The following is a 16,158-nucleotide window of genomic DNA, read 5'->3' on the forward strand; positions in this document are numbered from 1 at the left end:
TGGCTCTCTCGGCGGTGTCGGACGGTCAGTGCGCGTGCTCGCGGGCGGCGCGGTAGAGGTCCTTCCAGCCGTCCCGTTCGCGGAGCACGCCCTCGACGTACTCGTGCCAGACCGTGCGGTCGGCGACCGGGTCGCGGACGACGGCGCCGACGATGCCGGCGGTGACGTCGGAGGCGCGGAGCACGCCGTCGCCGAAGTGGGTGGCGAGGGCGAGGCCGTTGGTGAGGACCGAGATCGCCTCGGCGGTGGAGAGGGTGCCGCTGGGCGTCTTGACCTTGGTGCGGCCGTCGGCGGTGATGCCGGAGCGCAGCTCGCGGAAGACGGTGACGACGCGGCGGATCTCCTCGGCGCCGGTGGGCAGTTCGGGCAGGTCGAGGCTGCGGCCGAGCTGGTTGACCCGGCGGCCGACGATGTCGACCTCCTCGTCGAGGGTGGCGGGCAGCGGCAGCACGACGGTGTTGAAGCGGCGGCGCAGCGCGGAGGAGAGGTCGTTGACGCCGCGGTCGCGGTCGTTGGCGGTGGCGATCAGGTTGAACCCGCGGACGGCCTGGGTCTCGTCGCCGAGCTCGGGCACCGGCAGGGTCTTCTCGGAGAGGATGGTGATCAGGCTGTCCTGCACGTCGGCGGGGATGCGGGTGAGCTCCTCGACGCGGGCGATCTTGCCGTCGGCCATCGCCCGCATGACCGGGGAGGGCACCAGGGCCTGCCGGCTGGGGCCGTTGGCGAGCAGCTGGGCGTAGTTCCAGCCGTAGCGGACGGCCTCCTCGGGGGTGCCGGCGGTGCCCTGGACGAGCAGGGTGGAGTCGCCGCTGATCGCGGCGGCGAGGTGCTCGGAGACCCAGGTCTTGGCGGTGCCGGGCACGCCGAGCAGCAGCAGGGCGCGGTCGGTCGCCAGGGTGGTGACGGCGACCTCGACCACTCGGCGGGGGCCGATGTACTTGGGGGTGACCACCGTGCCGTCGGGCAGGGTGCCGCCGAGCAGGTAGGTGGCGACGGCCCAGGGCGAGAGCCGCCAGCGAGCGGGGCGCGGTCGGTCGTCGGCGGCGGCCAGCGCGGCGAGTTCGGCGGCGAAGGCGTCCTCGGCGTGGAGGCGGAGGACTTCACTCGTGCGGGTGGTCGTCTCGGTGGTCATCGGCATCTCCTGGGTACGGGCCGCCGGGCAGGGCTGTGGCAGGGGTGCGGGCGGACACGGGACGGATCGGGGCGGCGGACGGTCGCGGGGAGGGGCGCGTCGAGGCCCCGCCGGACACAGCCGGAACGGGTTTCTCGTACGCCCTTTCGGCCTGCTGGAACCACCATGCACGAGCCCACTGACAAGCCGGGGCCGTGCGGTGACCGGCCGTCAGTTCGCCCGGCTCGAATGTCAGTGGCCCGTCCTAGCGTCGTCGGCATGGAGGAACGCTGGAGCAACGAACACGTCCTGTCGCTCGCGCCGGACCAGGCGTCGCTGAAGGCGGCCGGCAAGCTGTCCGCGCCCGCGCCGTGGACGGGCGCGGGCTGGGGCGGCGGCGCGCTGTGGGGCGAATGCAGGGGCAGCGGGCGGACACCGTACCGGCCGTGCGTCGACCTGTCCGGGCCCGCCTACCAGTGCACCTGCCCCAGCCGGAAGTTCCCGTGCAAGCACGTGCTCGGTCTGCTGCTGCTCTGGAGCGCCGGTTCGGCAGCCGTCGCGGCCGACGCCGAGCAGCCGGACTGGGTGGACGCTTGGCTGACGAAGCGCCGGCAGGGCGCCGAGCAGAGGGCCGTCCGGCAGCAGGAGCGCCGCGAGGCCGGCACGGACGACGCGGCGGCCCGCCGGCGGGCCGGGCAGCGGGCCCTGCGGGTCGCGGCCGGCGCGCAGGAGCTGCGGCTGCGGCTCGCGGACGGCGTCCGGCACGGGCTGGCCGACCACGCCGCGGCCTCCGGCGGCTGGCAGGAGGTCGCGGCCCGGATGGTCGACGCCCAGGCGCCCGGCCTGGCCGCCCGCGCCCGGGAGCTCGCGCACGCCCCGCAGGAGGGTCTGCTCGAGGAGTACGCCCTGCTGCACCTGCTGGCCGGCGCCTACGGCCGGGTGGACGAGCTGCCCGCGCCGCTCGCCGCGACGGTCCGCACCCGGGTCGGGTTCAGCACCGGCGCCGAGGAGGTGCTGGCCGGCCCGACCGTGCGGGACCGCTGGCACGTGCTCGGCAGCCGCGACACCGCCGACGAGCGGCTGACCACCCGCCGGATCTGGCTGCGCGGCGCCAAGACCGGCCGCCCGGCCCTGCTGCTCTCCTTCGGCAGCCCCGGCCGCGCGCCCGAGGTCGCCCTGCCCGCCGGCCGGGTGCTGGAGGCCGAGCTGGCCTTCCACCCCGGCGCCCGTCCGCTGCGCGCCGTCCTGGGCACCCGCTACGGCGAGCCGGAGGCCGCGCCGGCCGGTCCGCCGGCCGGGGTCCGCCCCGCCGAGGCGGTGGTCGGCTACGGCGAGGCCGTCGCGGACGATCCGTGGCTGGACGCCTGGCCGGCCGTGCTGGCCGAGGTGGTGCCCGTCCTCGGGCCGGAGGGCTGGCAGCTGACGGACGGTCACAGTGCCGTGCCGCTCAGGCGCGGCGCCCTGCCCGAGCAGGCGCTCTGGCGGCTGGCCGCGCTCTCGGCCGGCCACCCGGTCACGCTGTTCGGCGAGTACGGGCACGCCGGGTTCGCCCCGGTCACCGCCTGGTCCGCGGACGGCCGCGCGATCGGCCTCGGCCAGTGACCGCGTCCCGGGCGGGCGCCGACCGCCCCCACCCACCGTCCCACCGGAACCGCCAGACGGGAGGCCGGCCATGACGGCACCGACCACCACCGCCCACGACAGCTGGTCCGAGCTGCAGACCACTGCGCTGCTCGGCACCGACCGGCGGCCGCTGCCCGCCCCGGCGGGCCCGCCTGCGCTCGCCGCCGCGGCCGGGGCCGTCGACCGCGCCGACCCGGCGACGGCCCTGCTCGACCTGGCCGCGCTCGCCACTGTCCGGCGCCGGGCCGGCGCCCTCCCGCTGCCCGCCCCCGCGCTGCCCGCCCCGGCCGAGGACGACCCTCGACCGGAGGTGCCCGAGGCCGCCGCGCGAAGGCTGGGCTTCCTGCTGGGCGGCCGCGGCCCGGACACCAGCCTCGCCAACCTGACCGAGCTGCTCCCCCAGTGGCTGGCCGCCGCCCGCGCGCACGGTTACCGGCCGCCGCCGGTGCACCTGCCCGCGCTGCTGGACACCGCCCGCGCCCGCAGCGAGCTGCGGCCGGACGTGGTGGCGCTGGCCGGCCCGCTCGGCCGCTGGCTGGCCGAGCGGAATCCGGACTGGCGCTTCGTCGGCCGCACCGCCGGCGCCGCCCTGCCCGTCGACCCTGCGGAGGTCACCGCGGAGCACACCTCCGAGCACGCCGGCGGGGGCCCCGCGGCCGGCGAGCAGATCTGGCAGGAGGGCCTGTTCGCGGAGCGGGTCACCCACCTGACCCGGCTGCGCCGCCGCGATCCGGCCGCCGGCCTGGACCTGCTGCGCTCCACCTGGGCCACCGAGCGGGCGGAGGACCGCCTGCTGTTCCTGGACGCGCTGCAGGACGGGCTGTCCGGTGCGGACGAGGAGTTCCTGGAGGCCGCACTCGGCGACCGCAGCAAGAACGTCCGCGCCACCGCCGCCGAGTTGCTGTCCACGCTGCCCGGCTCCGCCCTTGCCGCCCGGATGGCCGAGCGCGCCCGCGCCTGTGTGCGCCCGCTCGACGGCGTGCTCGCGGTCGACCCGCCCACCGAGTGCGACACCGCGATGCAGCGCGACGGCATTCCGCCGAAGTCGCCCACCGGGCGCGGGCAGCGGTCCTGGTGGCTGGGCGAGATCGTGGCCGCCGCCCCGCTCTCGCTGTGGACGGACGCCACCGGTCTGACACCGGGGCAGCTGCTGGCCCTGCCCGCCCGGGAGGGCGGCGAGGCCGACGGCACCGACTGGTCCGCGGAGCTGCGCGAGGCCTGGGCCCGCGCCGCCGTCCGGCAGCGGGACGAGAGCTGGGCCCGCGCCCTGCTCGGCCCGGCGCCCCGCACGGGCGGGGCCGACCGGTCGGCGGGTGCCCCGGCGAAGCTGCTGGCCGTGCTGCCGGCGGCGGAGCGGGCGGCGTGGACGGCGGCGTTCGTCCGCACGCACGGGCTCGGCGACGCCTTTCAGCTGCTCGGCGCCTGCGCCACGCCGTGGACGCCTCCGCTGTCCACCGCGGTGGTCGCCGCGCTGGAGCGCGCGGCCGGCTCCGGCGCCTACCCGTGGAGCCACAGCGGGGTGCTCGGCATGACGGAGCGGGCGCTCGCCCCGGCGGCCGCGCCCGCGGTGGAGGCGCTCGCCGCCGACGCCGCGCCGGAGACGGCCTGGTCCGACACCTTCACCCGGCTCGCCGAGACGCTCCGGCTGCGGGCCGCGATGCTCGCCGAGCTCGTTCCCTGACCCGCGGGCACGGCGACGGGCCGGGCCCCGCGGTGTGCGGGGCCCGGCCCGTCGGTGCCGGTGGGCGGGCGGTCAGCCCGCCGGGCGGAGGTTGGCCTCGACCCAGCTGACCACCGACTGGGTCGGGGTGCCGGGGGTGAAGATGTCGGCGACGCCGAGCTGCTTGAGCTGGGCGATGTCCTCGTCGGGGATGATCCCGCCGCAGAAGACCTTGATGTCCTCGGCGTCGCGCTCGCGCAGCAGCTCGAGCACCTTCGCGCAGAGGGTCATGTGGGCGCCGGAGAGGATCGACAGCCCGATGCCGTCGGCGTCCTCCTGGATCGCCGTGTCGACGATCTGTTCCGGCGTCTGGTGCAGGCCGGTGTAGATGACCTCCATACCGGCGTCGCGCAGCGCGCGTGCGATCACCTTCGCGCCCCGGTCATGGCCGTCCAGACCTGGCTTGGCGACCACCACACGGATCGGCCCCGACACACCCATCACTGCCTCCTGGACCTCGTCGTCCACCGCCCGGCGGTCCCGCTCGGGCGCGGGTGCGATGTTAACAGCCTCTAACAGACCTGGGGGCAGCGTAACCCGCCCACCACCGGTCGGCGGTTTTCGCCTGCGGGAGGGAGGGGAAAATCACAGGGCTGCCCGTCAGCCACCCCTGGTGACCAGATCCTCCGTCCCCTGCGTCGGCCGCCGCAGGGGCCCCCGCGCCGTCCTGCCGGGGAGAGCCGCATGACGATCCCGTTCCAGCGGACGGCCGCCACCGTCCGCGGCGCGGGCGCGGAAGCCGCCGCGCTCGCGCACCACCTGGTCCGCTACCCCACCGGAATCCCGCCGGAGCGCCGGGCCCGCCCGTGCCCGGACCACCCGGTGCCGCCCGCCGCCCCGCCGCGGCACGACCCCGTGCTGCTGCTGCACGGCTTCGTCGACAACCGGGCGGTGTTCGGGCCGCTCCGCCGCGAGCTGCACCGGCACGGCTGGACGCACCTGCACGCCCTCAACTACTCACCGCTGACCCGGGACGTCCGGGCGGCCGCGGTGCTGCTCGCCCGGCACGTCGAGTGGGCGGTGCAGGCGCACGGCGGCCGGCCGATCGCCCTGGTCGGCCACAGCCTGGGCGGCCTGATCGCCCGTTACTACGTACAGCGCCTCGGCGGCCACGAACTCGCCGCCGAGGTGGTCACCCTGGCCACCCCGCACGAGGGGACCTCGGCCGCCCTGCTGCCGAACCCCTTCCCGATCACCCGCCAACTGCGGCCCGGCAGCGACCTGCTGACCGAGCTGCGGCTGCCCGCGCCGCGCTGCACCACTCGCTTCACCGCCGTCCGCGGCGAGTTGGACGAGGTCGTGCTGCCGCGCCGGAACGCCCGGCTGGACCACCCGGACCTGCACGCGGCCAACCTGGCCGTGCCCGGCGCCGGACACGTCGGCCTGCCCGCCCATCCGCGGGCGGTCGCCGCCGTCCTGCTCGCCCTGGAGGCCTGGGCCGCCGGGCCGCTGACGGAGCGCCACGCGTGCTGAGATGCGCACTTCGTCCGTGATCGTGATCAAGGGCTACAGTCTCGACTGTTTTCTCCCGGTCACTACCGATTCCGAGGAGGCGGCGCGATGACGGTCAGACGCTCCCCCGTCCGCATCCCGACCCGTATCCCGATCCACCGGCCGCTGCCCGGCCGGGCCGGTGGCGCCGAGCGGGCCCGCGGCCAGCACCGCGGCCGGCGGGCGGCCTCCACCCGCCGCGCGGTGCTCACGGTCGCCCTGCCGTCCGCCGCCACCCTCGGGGTCTTCGGTGTCGCGGCGGCGACGGTGCACGCCGACCGCCCCCGGCTGCCCCGCCCGGCGCCGTCCGGCCTCACCGCCCCGTCGCGCGACCCCGCCCGCGGCGAGCGGCCGGGCCTCGACCGGGCCGACCGCGAACTGGCCCGCGCCGCGCTCGCCGCCCGCCGGGCCGAACGGGGCACGAGCGGCCCGGACGCTCCGGCCACCGCCGCCCGGCCCCGGTACGTGCTGCCGGTCGACCGGGCGGGGATCGGCGCGGGCTTCGACCAGGCCGGCCCGCACTGGGCGGCCCGGCACACCGGCATCGACTTCCCGGTGCCGGCCGGCACACCCGTCCGCGCCGCCACCGACGGCACGGTGACCACCGGCTGGAGCGCCGCCTACGGCTACCTGGCGGTCGTCACTACGGCGGACGGGACCGAGACCTGGTATGGGCACCTGCGCGGGTACCGGCTGCGCGGCGGGCCCGTCCGGGCCGGCGAGGTGATCGGGTGGGCGGGTGCGACCGGGAACGCCACCGGGCCGCACCTCCACTTCGAGGTACGGCCCGGTGGCGGGGCGCCGATCGACCCGGTGCCGTGGCTGCTCGCCCACGGCGTCGACCCCCGCGCCTAGTCGACCCCGGCGCCTAGGCCCACCGGGCCGGGCTCAGAGCTTCTCGACCGGCGCGTAGCGCAGCAGCAGCTGCTTGCGGCCGGTGCTGCCGAAGTCGATCGTCGCCTGTGCCTTGTCGCCGACGCCCTGGGTGCCGACGACCGTACCGAGACCGAAGGTGTCGTGGCTGACCCGGTCGCCGACGGCCAGCGCGACCACCTCGCGCTCGGTCACCTTCCGCGCGGACTTCGCCCAGCCCGGCTGCGGAGCCGCCGTGGAACGCGCCGAGCCGCCGCCGGAGCCGTACGAGCGGGACGGGCCGGAGGACGACGGCGAGAAGCCGCGGGCCGCGGGCACCGACGCCGCGCCGGTGCGCTTCCACTCGACCAGGGTCTCCGGGATCTCCTCCAGGAAGCGGGAGGCCGGGTTGTAGGCGGGCTGGCCCCAGGCGCTGCGGAGCACCGACCGCGTCAGGTAGAGCCGCTGCCGGGCGCGGGTCAGGCCCACGTAGGCGAGCCGGCGCTCCTCCTCCAGCTCCTTGACCTGGTTGAGCGCCCGCATGTGCGGGAAGATCCCGTCCTCCATGCCGGTGAGGAAGACGACCGGGAACTCCAGGCCCTTGGCGGTGTGCAGGGTCATCATCGTGATGACGCCCTGGCCCTCCTCGTCGTCCGGGATCTGGTCCGAGTCGGCGACGAGGGCGACGCGCTCCAGGAAGTCGGCGAGCGAGCCGACCGGCGGGGCGCCCTCGGCGTCCTCGCCGTCCGGGCGCTCGCCCGGGTCCTGCTCGTACTCCAGGGCGACGGAGGCGAGCTCCTGGAGGTTCTCGATCCGGGTCTCGTCCTGCGGGTCGGTGGAGGCCTGGAGCTCGGCGAGGTAACCGGACTCCTCCAGCACCGCCTCCAGCACGGCGGCCGGACCGGCACCGGACTCCACGACCTGCCGCAGGCCGGCCATCATCGCGTTGAACTTCTTCACCGCATTGGCCGAGCGCGCGGCCATGCCGTACGCCTCGTCGACCCGCTGCAGCGCCTGGGCGAAGCTGATCCGCTCGCGGGCGGAGAGGGCGTCGATCATCGCCTCGGCCCGTTCGCCGATGCCGCGCTTGGGCACGTTCAGGATGCGGCGCAGCGGGACGGTGTCCTCGGGGTTGGAGAGGACGCGCAGGTAGGCCAGGATGTCCCGGACCTCCTTGCGCTCGTAGAAGCGGACCCCGCCGACGACCTTGTAGGGCAGGCCGACCCGGATGAAGACCTCTTCGAAGACGCGGGACTGCGCGTTCGTCCGGTAGAAGATCGCGACGTCGCCGGGGCGGGCCTCGGCCTTGTCGGTGAGCCGGTCGATCTCGTCGGCGATGAACTGGGCCTCGCCGTGCTCGTCGTCGGCCACGTAGCCGACCACCCGCTCGCCCTGGTCGCCGGCCGTCCAGAGGTTCTTCTTGCGCCGGTTGGTGTTGCGCTCGATGACGGCGTTGGCGGCGCTCAGGATGGTCTGTGTGGAGCGGTAGTTCTGCTCCAGCAGGATGGTCGTGGCGTTGGGGTAGTCCTCCTCGAACTGGAGGATGTTGCGGATCGTCGCGCCGCGGAAGGCGTAGATCGACTGGTCGGCGTCGCCGACCACGCAGAGCTCGGCCGGGGAGATCTGCGCGAGCCGGGCCGCCGTCGGGTTCACGAAGTCGCCGTCGGCGGTGAGCTTCGGGGCGTCGGAGCGGGCGCCGCCGGAGAGCTCTCGGACCAGCATGTACTGGGCGTGGTTGGTGTCCTGGTACTCGTCGACCAGGATGTGCCGGAAGCGGCGGCGGTAGTGCTCGGCGACGTCGGGGAAGGCCTGCAGCAGGTTGACCGTCGTCATGATGATGTCGTCGAAGTCCAGCGCGTTGGCCTCGCGCAGGCGCCGCTGGTAGAGGGTGTACGCCTCGGCCAGCTTCTTCTCCATCGGGTTGGCGGCCTGGTCGGCGTAGGTCTCCTCGTCGATCAGCTCGTTCTTGAGGTTGCTGATCTTGGCGGTGAAGGACTTCGGCGGGAACTGCTTCGGGTCGAGGTCGAGGTCGCGGCAGACCAGGGACATCAGCCGCTGCGAGTCGGCCGCGTCGTAGATCGAGAACGACGAGGTGAAGCCGAGCAGCTTCGACTCCCGGCGCAGGATGCGCACGCAGGCGCTGTGGAAGGTGGAGACCCACATCGCCCGGGCACGCGGGCCGACCAGCTGCTCGACGCGCTCGCGCATCTCGCCGGCGGCCTTGTTGGTGAAGGTGATCGCCAGGATCTCGCCGGGCTGCGCGCCGCGGGCGCTCAGCAGGTGGGCGATCCGGTGGGTGAGCACCCGGGTCTTGCCGGAGCCGGCGCCGGCGACGAGCAGCAGCGGGGAGCCGTGGTGCAGGACGGCCTCGCGCTGCGGGTCGTTCATGCCGGCGAGCAGCTGCTCCGGGTCGATCACCGGGCGGGCGTGGCCGTTGCGGTAGTACGCGTCGCGCTCGTCCTGGGCGGCGTGGTCGGTCTCGAACAGGCCGTCCGGGATGGCCTCCTCGTACGGCGGCTCCTCGTCCATCGGCGGCTCGTCGTGGGCGGGGCTCGACCCGAGCGAGGGGCTCTCGAAGCCGGGGAGCGGGAGGTCGTCAAAGAGGCTAGTCATGGCATTCCGAGTGTATGGCCCGCCGCCGACACTCCGGCCAGGGTCCTCGGAACCGTCCTCCCGCCCCGGTTCTCGGGAGCGCGCGGGCCCGGGCGGCCTCAGGGGGCGTCGGGGTAGACGAAGACCACGAAGCCGCCGTACGCCGCCGACACCACGGCGGCCGAGCCGAGCAGGAGCAGCAGCGAGGCGCGGCTGCGGATCCGGGCGAGCCCGGTGGCGGCGGGCAGCAGCAGGGCGAAGGCCGGCAGCAGGAAGCGCGCCCGCGAGTTGAAGTAGGCGGCGTCGCCGAGGGCCAGGGTGAGCATGGCGGCGCTGTAGAGAATCAGCGGGAGCGGCTGGCGCTGGATGACCGACATGCCGAAGAGGACGACCGAGCCGGTCAGCACGACCGCGACGACCACCTGGGTCAGCCAGACCTGGTCGGCGTCGGTGAGCAGGTCGCGGAAGGAGTACAGGGTGCTGCGCCCGAAGTCGAAGTGCGACCGCCAGGCGTCCTGGACCCGGAAGTAGCCGTCCCAGCGTCCCTTCACGGCGCCGACCCAGGCGAGCTGGCCGAGGAAGCCGAGCGGGGCGAGCAGGACGGCGAGCGCCGTGCGGGGGCCGCCGCGCCCCCGTACGAGCTCCCACAGGGCGGTCAGCGAGACGGCCGCGGCGAGCGCCGCGCCGGTGGGCCGGGTGAGCCCGGCGAGCAGGCAGAGCGCGCCGGCCCGGATCCAGTGGCGGGTGATCACCGCGTACAGCGACCAGGCGGCGAGCGCGGTGAAGAGCGGCTCGGAGTAGGCGGCGCTCTCCACCACGGCGTACGGGGTGATCCCCCAGAGCACGGCGGCGATGACGCCGACCCGCTGTCCGTAGAGCCGGGCGGCGACCGCGTGGATCCCCCAGGCGGCGGCCAGCGAGGAGAGCCAGGCCACCAGCAGCGCCGCCTGGTTCGCCGGCAGCGGCAGCACGGTGTGGACGGCCCGGATCAGCGCGGGGTACACGGGGAAGAAGGCGTACGGCTCGTACGGGCCGTAGGGGCCCGGCACGGGGGCGGTGCCGGCGTAGCCGTGCACCGCGATCTCCCGGTACCAGTAGGCGTCCCACAGGGTGCTGAGCCGCCCCAGGCCGGGGCTGCCGCGGTGGGCGCCCCAGGCGACGAGCAGCAGGACGCCGAGCAGCCGGGCCGCGGCGTAGCCGATCAGGGCCGGGGCGGCCGTCCGCAGCGCGCCCGCCGGCCGGGGGCCCCGGTCGGCGGGCGCCGCCCGGACGATGTTGCGGACGGCTGTCTCCGCGGACAAGGGCACCCCACGGTCGGAGGCGGGGCCGGTGCCGGCGGTCAGCGTGTCCGCGGGGCGCCGGAACCGCAAGGGATTGCGCGACACCCCACGATGACAGCCCCAGTCGGCCGCGGATGCAAACGCAGCGTCAACGGGCGATGACGGTCAGCCGGACTTCCGTTCGAGCAGGGCCACGGTCAGCCCGCGAACGTGCTTCACCTCGGTGGGGGTGTAGGACGCGCGCAGCGCCGCGGCCTGGGCCGTGGAGAAGTGCTCCAGCAGGTCGTCGTCGTTGGTGGGGACGACCACCCAGATCCGCGCGGTGCCGAGGCACTCGGCGGGCTCGGCGCACTCGGTGGCGAAGAGGTCGTCGCGCTGGACGGCGGTCTTGGCGACCAGGACGTCCGTCAGGTGCACCCGGTCGGGCAGGTAGTAGCCGATCTCGAAGTCGAGCATCAGGTAGGCGTCCTTGCCGCGGGCCGGCGCGAAGCCGTCGCCGGGGCGGTAGCCGTCGGCGATGATCGCGGCGGCGCGCTTGCCGTCCGTCCACTCGTGCGAGGCACCGGTGCGGAGCTTCTGCTGGTCGGGGAAGCCGATGGCGACCACGGTGACGAGGCCGAGGAGGCCGACCAGCCGGGGCTTGATCGAGGCGAGGCCGGCCGCCGCCAGGATGGACCAGGCGGGCAGGGTGTAGAGCTGGTAGCGCTCGAAGAAGTAGACGCTGGAGCCGTGCGAGGCGAGCCAGCTGAGGCCGATCGGCAGCGCGGCGACGACGCCGATCTCGAAGGCGGGCCTCCGGCCGCGGGACCAGCCCGCGGGGATCGCCACCAGCAGCAGGAAGCAGAAGCTGATCAGCGGCGAACCGAAGAGGTTGTGCCAGTAGTCGTGGAAGGTCTGCAGCCAGGGCTCGTGCAGCCACGAGATCTGCCGGCCGACCTGCCGCCGCCCGAGCAGGACCAGCGGGACGACCGGCACCAGGCCGACCGCGACCGCCGCCGGGAAGCGCAGCAGCAGCCGGTGGTCGCGGGACTTCCACCAGCGCAGCACGACGATCACCGCGTGCCCGGAGAGGAACAGCAGCGACACCATGTGGAACAGGCCGGCGGCGGCGACGGCGACCGAGTACGGCAGCCAGCGCAGCACGGTCGGCCGCTCCAGGGCGCGCAGCAGCAGCCAGGTGGCCGCGGAGACGGCGAGCAGCACGAAGCCGTAGGCCCGCGCCTCCTGGGCGAACCGGGAGATCGACGGGATCGTCGCGAACAGCACGCCGGCGAACAGCGCGGTGCGGGTGTCGAACAGCCGGCGGGCGGCCAGCGTGGTGAACGCGGCCGCGCCGGCCAGGGCGAGCGCGGTCGGCAGCCGGAACACCGCCGGGGAGTCCCCGAAGACGCCGATCCAGAAGTGCATCAGCAGGTAGTAGGCGCCGGACACGGCGTCGACGTGCTGGAGCATGTCGAGGATCTCGCCGGTGCTGCGGGTGGCGGCGCTCCAGGTCGCCAGCTCGTCCCGCCACAGCTGCGGGCGGGAGCTGCCCCGCACGCCGAGGGCGAGCATCAGCAGCGTGGGCCAGATCCAGACGGTCCTGGTCAGGAGGTCGCGGGCTCCCCCCGTCGGCCGGCCCGCCGCGGACCCGGCGGGTGCCGGGTCGGCGTGGCGGTCTCGGTCAGCGACGCTCGCGGTCATGGCTGTCGGTTCTCCAGGGCAGGGTTCGGTCGGGTGGACGGGAAGGCCCGTGGCCCCGGTCAGCGCCTGCGCTCGGCCCGGCCGGCCGCCTCGGCGGCACGCACCTGCTGGAACGCGGACTCCATGCGGCGCTTCATGATCGGTGCGAGCGGCCGCTCGACCAGGCGGTGCACCAACCAGGCCGCAAGCAGCATAGTCGCCATGGTCGCGAAGAACGTCGGGTAGGGGGCGAGGTGGCGGCTGATCCGGGTGATGAGCTGCCAGCCGATCATCTGGTGGAGCAGGTAGAGCGGGTAGGTGAGCGCGCCCGCGACGGTCAGCCACTTCCACTGGATCCGGTTGAAGAGGCCGAGGGCGGCCGCGGCGACGATCGCGAAGCAGCAGGTGGTGATCGCGACCGTGAGCGTCCAGGAGAGGTGGTGGCGGGTGCCGTACTCGTAGCCGCCGACGACACCGCGCAGCCGGTCCTGGGAGATCAGCCAGCAGAACCCGACGATGCCCCAGAGCAGCAGGTTCTGGCCGAAGCGGTACATCAGGTAGATCGCGATGCCGGCGATGAAGAACCAGGCGTAGGTGGGCTGGAAGACCGTCTCCAGCAGCGGCATGTCGACCGAGCCGGCGATCAGCGCCATGAAGCCCCAGATGCCGCAGAAGGCGAGCACCCGGCGGTAGGTGAGGCCGAAGGCCACCAGGACGCCGAAGAGGATGTAGAAGCGCAGCTCGGCCCAGAGCGTCCAGTAGACCGGGTCGATGTTGTCCACACCGAGCGGCATGTTGGCCATGCTGAGGTTGGTGAGGATCCGGGTCGCGGTCGGCCGGTGGGTGTCGTCGCCCCAGATCTTCGGGACGACCAGCAGGGTGGCGGCGGTGAGCAGCACGCAGACCCAGTACGCGGGGAAGAGCCGCACGACGCGGGAGGTGACGAAGTCGCCGACCGACCGGCCCCAGCAGGACATGCAGATGACGAAGCCGCTGATCAGGAAGAACAGCTCGACGCCGAGCCAGCTGTAGGCGCCGACGAGGTGGCCGAGGGGCATCAGCTTGCTGGGCAGGCCGTGCCAGATCTCCGGGAAGCGTTCGACGCCGAGCCAGTGCCAGGTGAGCACGCCGAGCGCGGCTATCAGGCGCAGGCCGTCGAGGACGTAGAGGCGCGGCCGCTTGGGCGGCCTGGCTGCGGGCTGTTCGGCGGATGCTCCCTCGCCCGGCGCTCCGGCCATCTGCTGGTACTGCACAGGCACGGGTGCGGATGTCTTCAGGGGGGAGGTCATAGCCGCGCTCTCGGTCCGGGGGTGATGGGCCCAGCAAAGCTCGGAGGGGGTGGGTCCGGCATGGGCTGGCTCATCTTATAGACGGATGAATGCGGACTGAGAGTTGCATGGGTCTCGCCGGCACCCGGCACCGTTCGCACACCAGGACGCGGCTACCGGGGCGTAGCTCCACCGCTGGTGGCGGTGCCCGCCACGGACGCCGGCCGCGGCCCGGCCGGACGCCCGGAGTGACGCACGTCACGCACCCGGGGCCCGTCCGTCCGCGGCCGGAGCCCCGTCCTCAGACCAGCCGGCGGGCCGTCGCCCAGCGGGTCAGCTCGTGACGGTTGCTGAGCTGCAGCTTGCGCAGCACCGCGGAGACGTGGCTCTCCACCGTCTTCACCGAGATGAACAGCTGCTTGGCGATCTCCTTGTAGGCGTAGCCGCGGGCGATCAGCCGCAGCACCTCGCGCTCGCGCTGGGTGAGCCGGTCGAGGTCCTCGTCGACCGGCGGGGTGTCGGTGGCCGCGAAGGCGTCCAGGACGAAGCCGGCGAGGCGCGGCGAGAAGACCGCGTCGCCGTCGGCGATCCGGAAGATCGCGTTCACCAGGTCGGTGCCGGTGATCGTCTTGGTGACGTAGCCGCGGGCCCCGCCGCGGATGACGCCGATGACGTCCTCGGCCGCGTCCGAGACGGACAGCGCCAGGAAGCGCACCCCGCCCTGCTCGCCCATCAGCGGCGCCGAGCGGCGCAGCACCTCGACCCCGCCGCCGCCGGGCAGGTGGACGTCGAGCAGCACGACGTCCGGCCGGGTCTCGGCGACCACCCGCACCGCCGACTCGACGTCGTCGGCCTCGCCGACCACGTCGATCCCGGTCGTCTCGGTGCGGCCGATCTCGGCGCGCACACCGGTGCGGAACATCCGGTGGTCGTCCACCAGCACGACCCGCGCGACGCGCTCCGGCGCGCTTCCCCCTGTGTCAGTCATCTGCCCTCTCCATCTCCAGCTCGACCTCGGTGCCGCCGCCCGCCGCCGGCCGCACCCGTGCGGTGCCGCCGTTGCGCCGCATCCGGCCCACGATCGACTCCCGCACGCCCATCCGGTCCTCGGGCACCGCGTCGGGGTCGAAGCCGGGGCCGTGGTCGCGCACGAACACCGACACCGTCCTCCCCTCCACCTCCGCGTAGACCTGGACCGGTCCCCCGCCACCGTACTTGGCCGCGTTGACCATCGCCTCCCTCGCGGCCTGCATCTGCGCCGCGATCCGGTCGTCCATCGGGCAGTCACCGACGCAGACCAGCTCGACCGCGACGCCGTGCCGGTCCTCGACCTCGGCGACGACGGCCCGGATGTGCTCGGCGAGGGTGTCCGGCGCGGACTCGGCGACCGCCTCCGGGCGGTACAGCCACAGCCGCAGCTCGCGCTCCTGGGCGCGGGCGAGGCGCAGCACCTCCTTCGGGTCCTCAGCGCGGCGCTGGATCAGGGTGAGGGTGTGCAGCACCGAGTCGTGCACGTGGGCGGCGATCTCGGCGCGCTCCTGGGCGCGGATGCGGGCGGTGCGCTCGGCGCCGAGGTCCTGCCACATCCGCAGCGCGTACGGGCCGACCAGCACGAGCATGCCGGCCAGCACGGCGAGCGAGGCCTCGACGATCGAGGCGAGGGTGGAGCCGCTGCCCTGCAGGACGAGGAAGCCGACGATGCCGGCGACGACCAGCAGCACGCCGGCCGCGACCCGGGCGAAGGCGCTGCGCCGCTTCGACCCCTCCTCCAGGCCGAACCAGCGCTGCCAGCGGGAGTCGTCGGCCTGCCGCCAGACCAGGGCGACGCCGACGCCGATGGTGAGCAGCGGCCAGACGTACGGCTTGGCGGTCTGGATGTGCAGGGCGTTGAGCAGCGCGATGATGCCGACGACCAGCATCAGCAGGGCGCTCAGCTGGCCCGCGCCGCCGGTGCGGTCGGCGGTGCCGGGGGCGTTCCCGGGGGGGCCGCCGGCGGGGGCCGGGGTGTCGGCGGGCAGGCCGAGGAAGGTGCGCTGGAGCAGGTCGCGCAGCCGGCCGAGGCCGCGCCGCCCGCTCTTGGTCGGCCTGCCGACGGGGCGGGAGCCGGCGTCGACCCGGACGAACGCGCCGTCGATCCAGGCCCACTGGGTGGCCGCGCCGGGGGCGGGCTCGCCGATGCCGATCGGGACGACGAACCAGAAGGCGGCGTACAGCAGCGCACCGATGCCCTGGGCGAAGAAGAGGAGCACGAAGGCGCCGCGGACCCAGCTGACCGGCAGACCGAGGTGGACGGCGAGGCCGTGCGCGACTCCGCCGAGCATCCGCCCGTGCGGGCTGCGGTAGAGCCGGCGGTACGGCTGCTCCACCGGTCCGCCCGGGGCGGCCGGGGCGTCGGTCTCGGTCGGTTGGGTCTCGCTGCCGGGTGCTGCCACGCCACAGACGGTCTCATGTCAAGCGGTGCCGGTGCATCAGGGTCGGCCCCGGAAGTCCCTCAGGGACAGATCAGGGTCCGTCCCGGGCCGCAGACGGTTGGGCGGGGGCCCGGCAGCCACCAGGATG

At 74.6% G+C, this 16,158-nt stretch carries 12 protein-coding genes; 4 read left to right on the forward strand and 8 right to left on the reverse strand.

Annotation, left to right across the window (positions count from 1 at the left end):
- Positions 1-25: 25 nt before the first annotated feature.
- Positions 26-1,132 (reverse strand): AAA family ATPase, encoded by a 1,107-nt coding sequence (locus AB0P35_RS18490; RefSeq protein ID WP_363511826.1) that lies wholly within the window; start codon positions 1,130-1,132, stop codon positions 26-28.
- Positions 1,133-1,390: 258 nt separating this feature from the next.
- Between AB0P35_RS18490 and AB0P35_RS18495 the strand changes: the two genes are divergently transcribed.
- Together AB0P35_RS18495 and AB0P35_RS18500 are read left to right on the forward strand one after the other, a co-directional pair.
- Positions 1,391-2,713, forward strand: coding sequence for an SWIM zinc finger family protein (locus AB0P35_RS18495; protein ID WP_363511828.1), 1,323 nt, complete (start codon positions 1,391-1,393; stop codon positions 2,711-2,713).
- A gap of 70 nt (positions 2,714-2,783) precedes the next feature.
- Positions 2,784-4,415, forward strand: coding sequence for a DUF5691 domain-containing protein (locus AB0P35_RS18500; protein WP_363511830.1), 1,632 nt, complete (start codon positions 2,784-2,786; stop codon positions 4,413-4,415).
- 72 nt (positions 4,416-4,487) lie between these two features.
- Here the strand turns inward: AB0P35_RS18500 and AB0P35_RS18505 are convergent, their stop codons facing one another.
- Positions 4,488-4,895: a cobalamin B12-binding domain-containing protein gene (locus AB0P35_RS18505; RefSeq protein ID WP_363511832.1), complete on the reverse strand. Its 408-nt coding sequence runs from the start codon at positions 4,893-4,895 to the stop codon at positions 4,488-4,490.
- Between the two features lie 243 nt (positions 4,896-5,138).
- On the opposite strand from AB0P35_RS18505, the gene AB0P35_RS18510 reads away from it, so the two are divergent.
- Positions 5,139-5,927: an alpha/beta fold hydrolase gene (locus AB0P35_RS18510; protein ID WP_363511834.1), complete on the forward strand. Its 789-nt coding sequence runs from the start codon at positions 5,139-5,141 to the stop codon at positions 5,925-5,927.
- Positions 5,928-6,014: 87 nt separating this feature from the next.
- Complete coding sequence (locus AB0P35_RS18515) at positions 6,015-6,800, forward strand: M23 family metallopeptidase (protein WP_363511836.1); 786 nt, start codon at positions 6,015-6,017, stop codon at positions 6,798-6,800.
- A 33-nt stretch (positions 6,801-6,833) separates the two neighbouring features.
- On the opposite strand, the gene pcrA is transcribed toward AB0P35_RS18515, so the two are convergent.
- The 6 genes from pcrA to AB0P35_RS18545 form a co-directional block, all read right to left on the reverse strand.
- Positions 6,834-9,410 (reverse strand): DNA helicase PcrA, encoded by a 2,577-nt coding sequence (pcrA, locus tag AB0P35_RS18520; RefSeq protein WP_363511838.1) that lies wholly within the window; start codon positions 9,408-9,410, stop codon positions 6,834-6,836.
- A gap of 98 nt (positions 9,411-9,508) precedes the next feature.
- Complete coding sequence (locus AB0P35_RS18525; protein WP_363511840.1) at positions 9,509-10,690, reverse strand: glycosyltransferase family 39 protein; 1,182 nt, start codon at positions 10,688-10,690, stop codon at positions 9,509-9,511.
- Positions 10,691-10,834: 144 nt separating this feature from the next.
- Complete coding sequence (locus AB0P35_RS18530; protein ID WP_363511842.1) at positions 10,835-12,352, reverse strand: glycosyltransferase family 39 protein; 1,518 nt, start codon at positions 12,350-12,352, stop codon at positions 10,835-10,837.
- Positions 12,353-12,411: 59 nt separating this feature from the next.
- Complete coding sequence (locus AB0P35_RS18535) at positions 12,412-13,590, reverse strand: acyltransferase (RefSeq protein ID WP_363511844.1); 1,179 nt, start codon at positions 13,588-13,590, stop codon at positions 12,412-12,414.
- Between the two features lie 310 nt (positions 13,591-13,900).
- Positions 13,901-14,587: a response regulator transcription factor gene (locus tag AB0P35_RS18540; RefSeq protein ID WP_095874499.1), complete on the reverse strand. Its 687-nt coding sequence runs from the start codon at positions 14,585-14,587 to the stop codon at positions 13,901-13,903.
- Positions 14,580-16,031 (reverse strand): PspC domain-containing protein, encoded by a 1,452-nt coding sequence (locus AB0P35_RS18545; protein WP_363511846.1) that lies wholly within the window; start codon positions 16,029-16,031, stop codon positions 14,580-14,582. Before AB0P35_RS18545 ends, AB0P35_RS18540 begins: the two co-directional genes overlap by 8 nt.
- Between the last annotated feature and the right edge of the window lie 127 nt (positions 16,032-16,158).

The sequence above is a fragment of the Kitasatospora sp. NPDC085879 genome (genome assembly GCF_040686255.1).
In the GTDB taxonomy this organism is placed as follows: Bacteria; Actinomycetota; Actinomycetes; order Streptomycetales; family Streptomycetaceae; genus Kitasatospora.

Coding starts and splice junctions, on each gene's coding strand:
- AB0P35_RS18490 (WP_363511826.1), bottom strand. CDS start 1,132: ATGACCACCGAGACGACCACCCGCACGAGTGAAGTCCTCCGCCTCCAC.
- AB0P35_RS18540 (WP_095874499.1), bottom strand. CDS start 14,587: ATGACTGACACAGGGGGAAGCGCGCCGGAGCGCGTCGCGCGGGTCGTG.
- AB0P35_RS18510 (WP_363511834.1), top strand. CDS start 5,139: ATGACGATCCCGTTCCAGCGGACGGCCGCCACCGTCCGCGGCGCGGGC.
- AB0P35_RS18500 (WP_363511830.1), top strand. CDS start 2,784: ATGACGGCACCGACCACCACCGCCCACGACAGCTGGTCCGAGCTGCAG.
- AB0P35_RS18515 (WP_363511836.1), top strand. CDS start 6,015: ATGACGGTCAGACGCTCCCCCGTCCGCATCCCGACCCGTATCCCGATC.
- AB0P35_RS18530 (WP_363511842.1), bottom strand. CDS start 12,352: ATGACCGCGAGCGTCGCTGACCGAGACCGCCACGCCGACCCGGCACCC.
- AB0P35_RS18495 (WP_363511828.1), top strand. CDS start 1,391: ATGGAGGAACGCTGGAGCAACGAACACGTCCTGTCGCTCGCGCCGGAC.
- AB0P35_RS18505 (WP_363511832.1), bottom strand. CDS start 4,895: ATGGGTGTGTCGGGGCCGATCCGTGTGGTGGTCGCCAAGCCAGGTCTG.
- pcrA (WP_363511838.1), bottom strand. CDS start 9,410: ATGACTAGCCTCTTTGACGACCTCCCGCTCCCCGGCTTCGAGAGCCCC.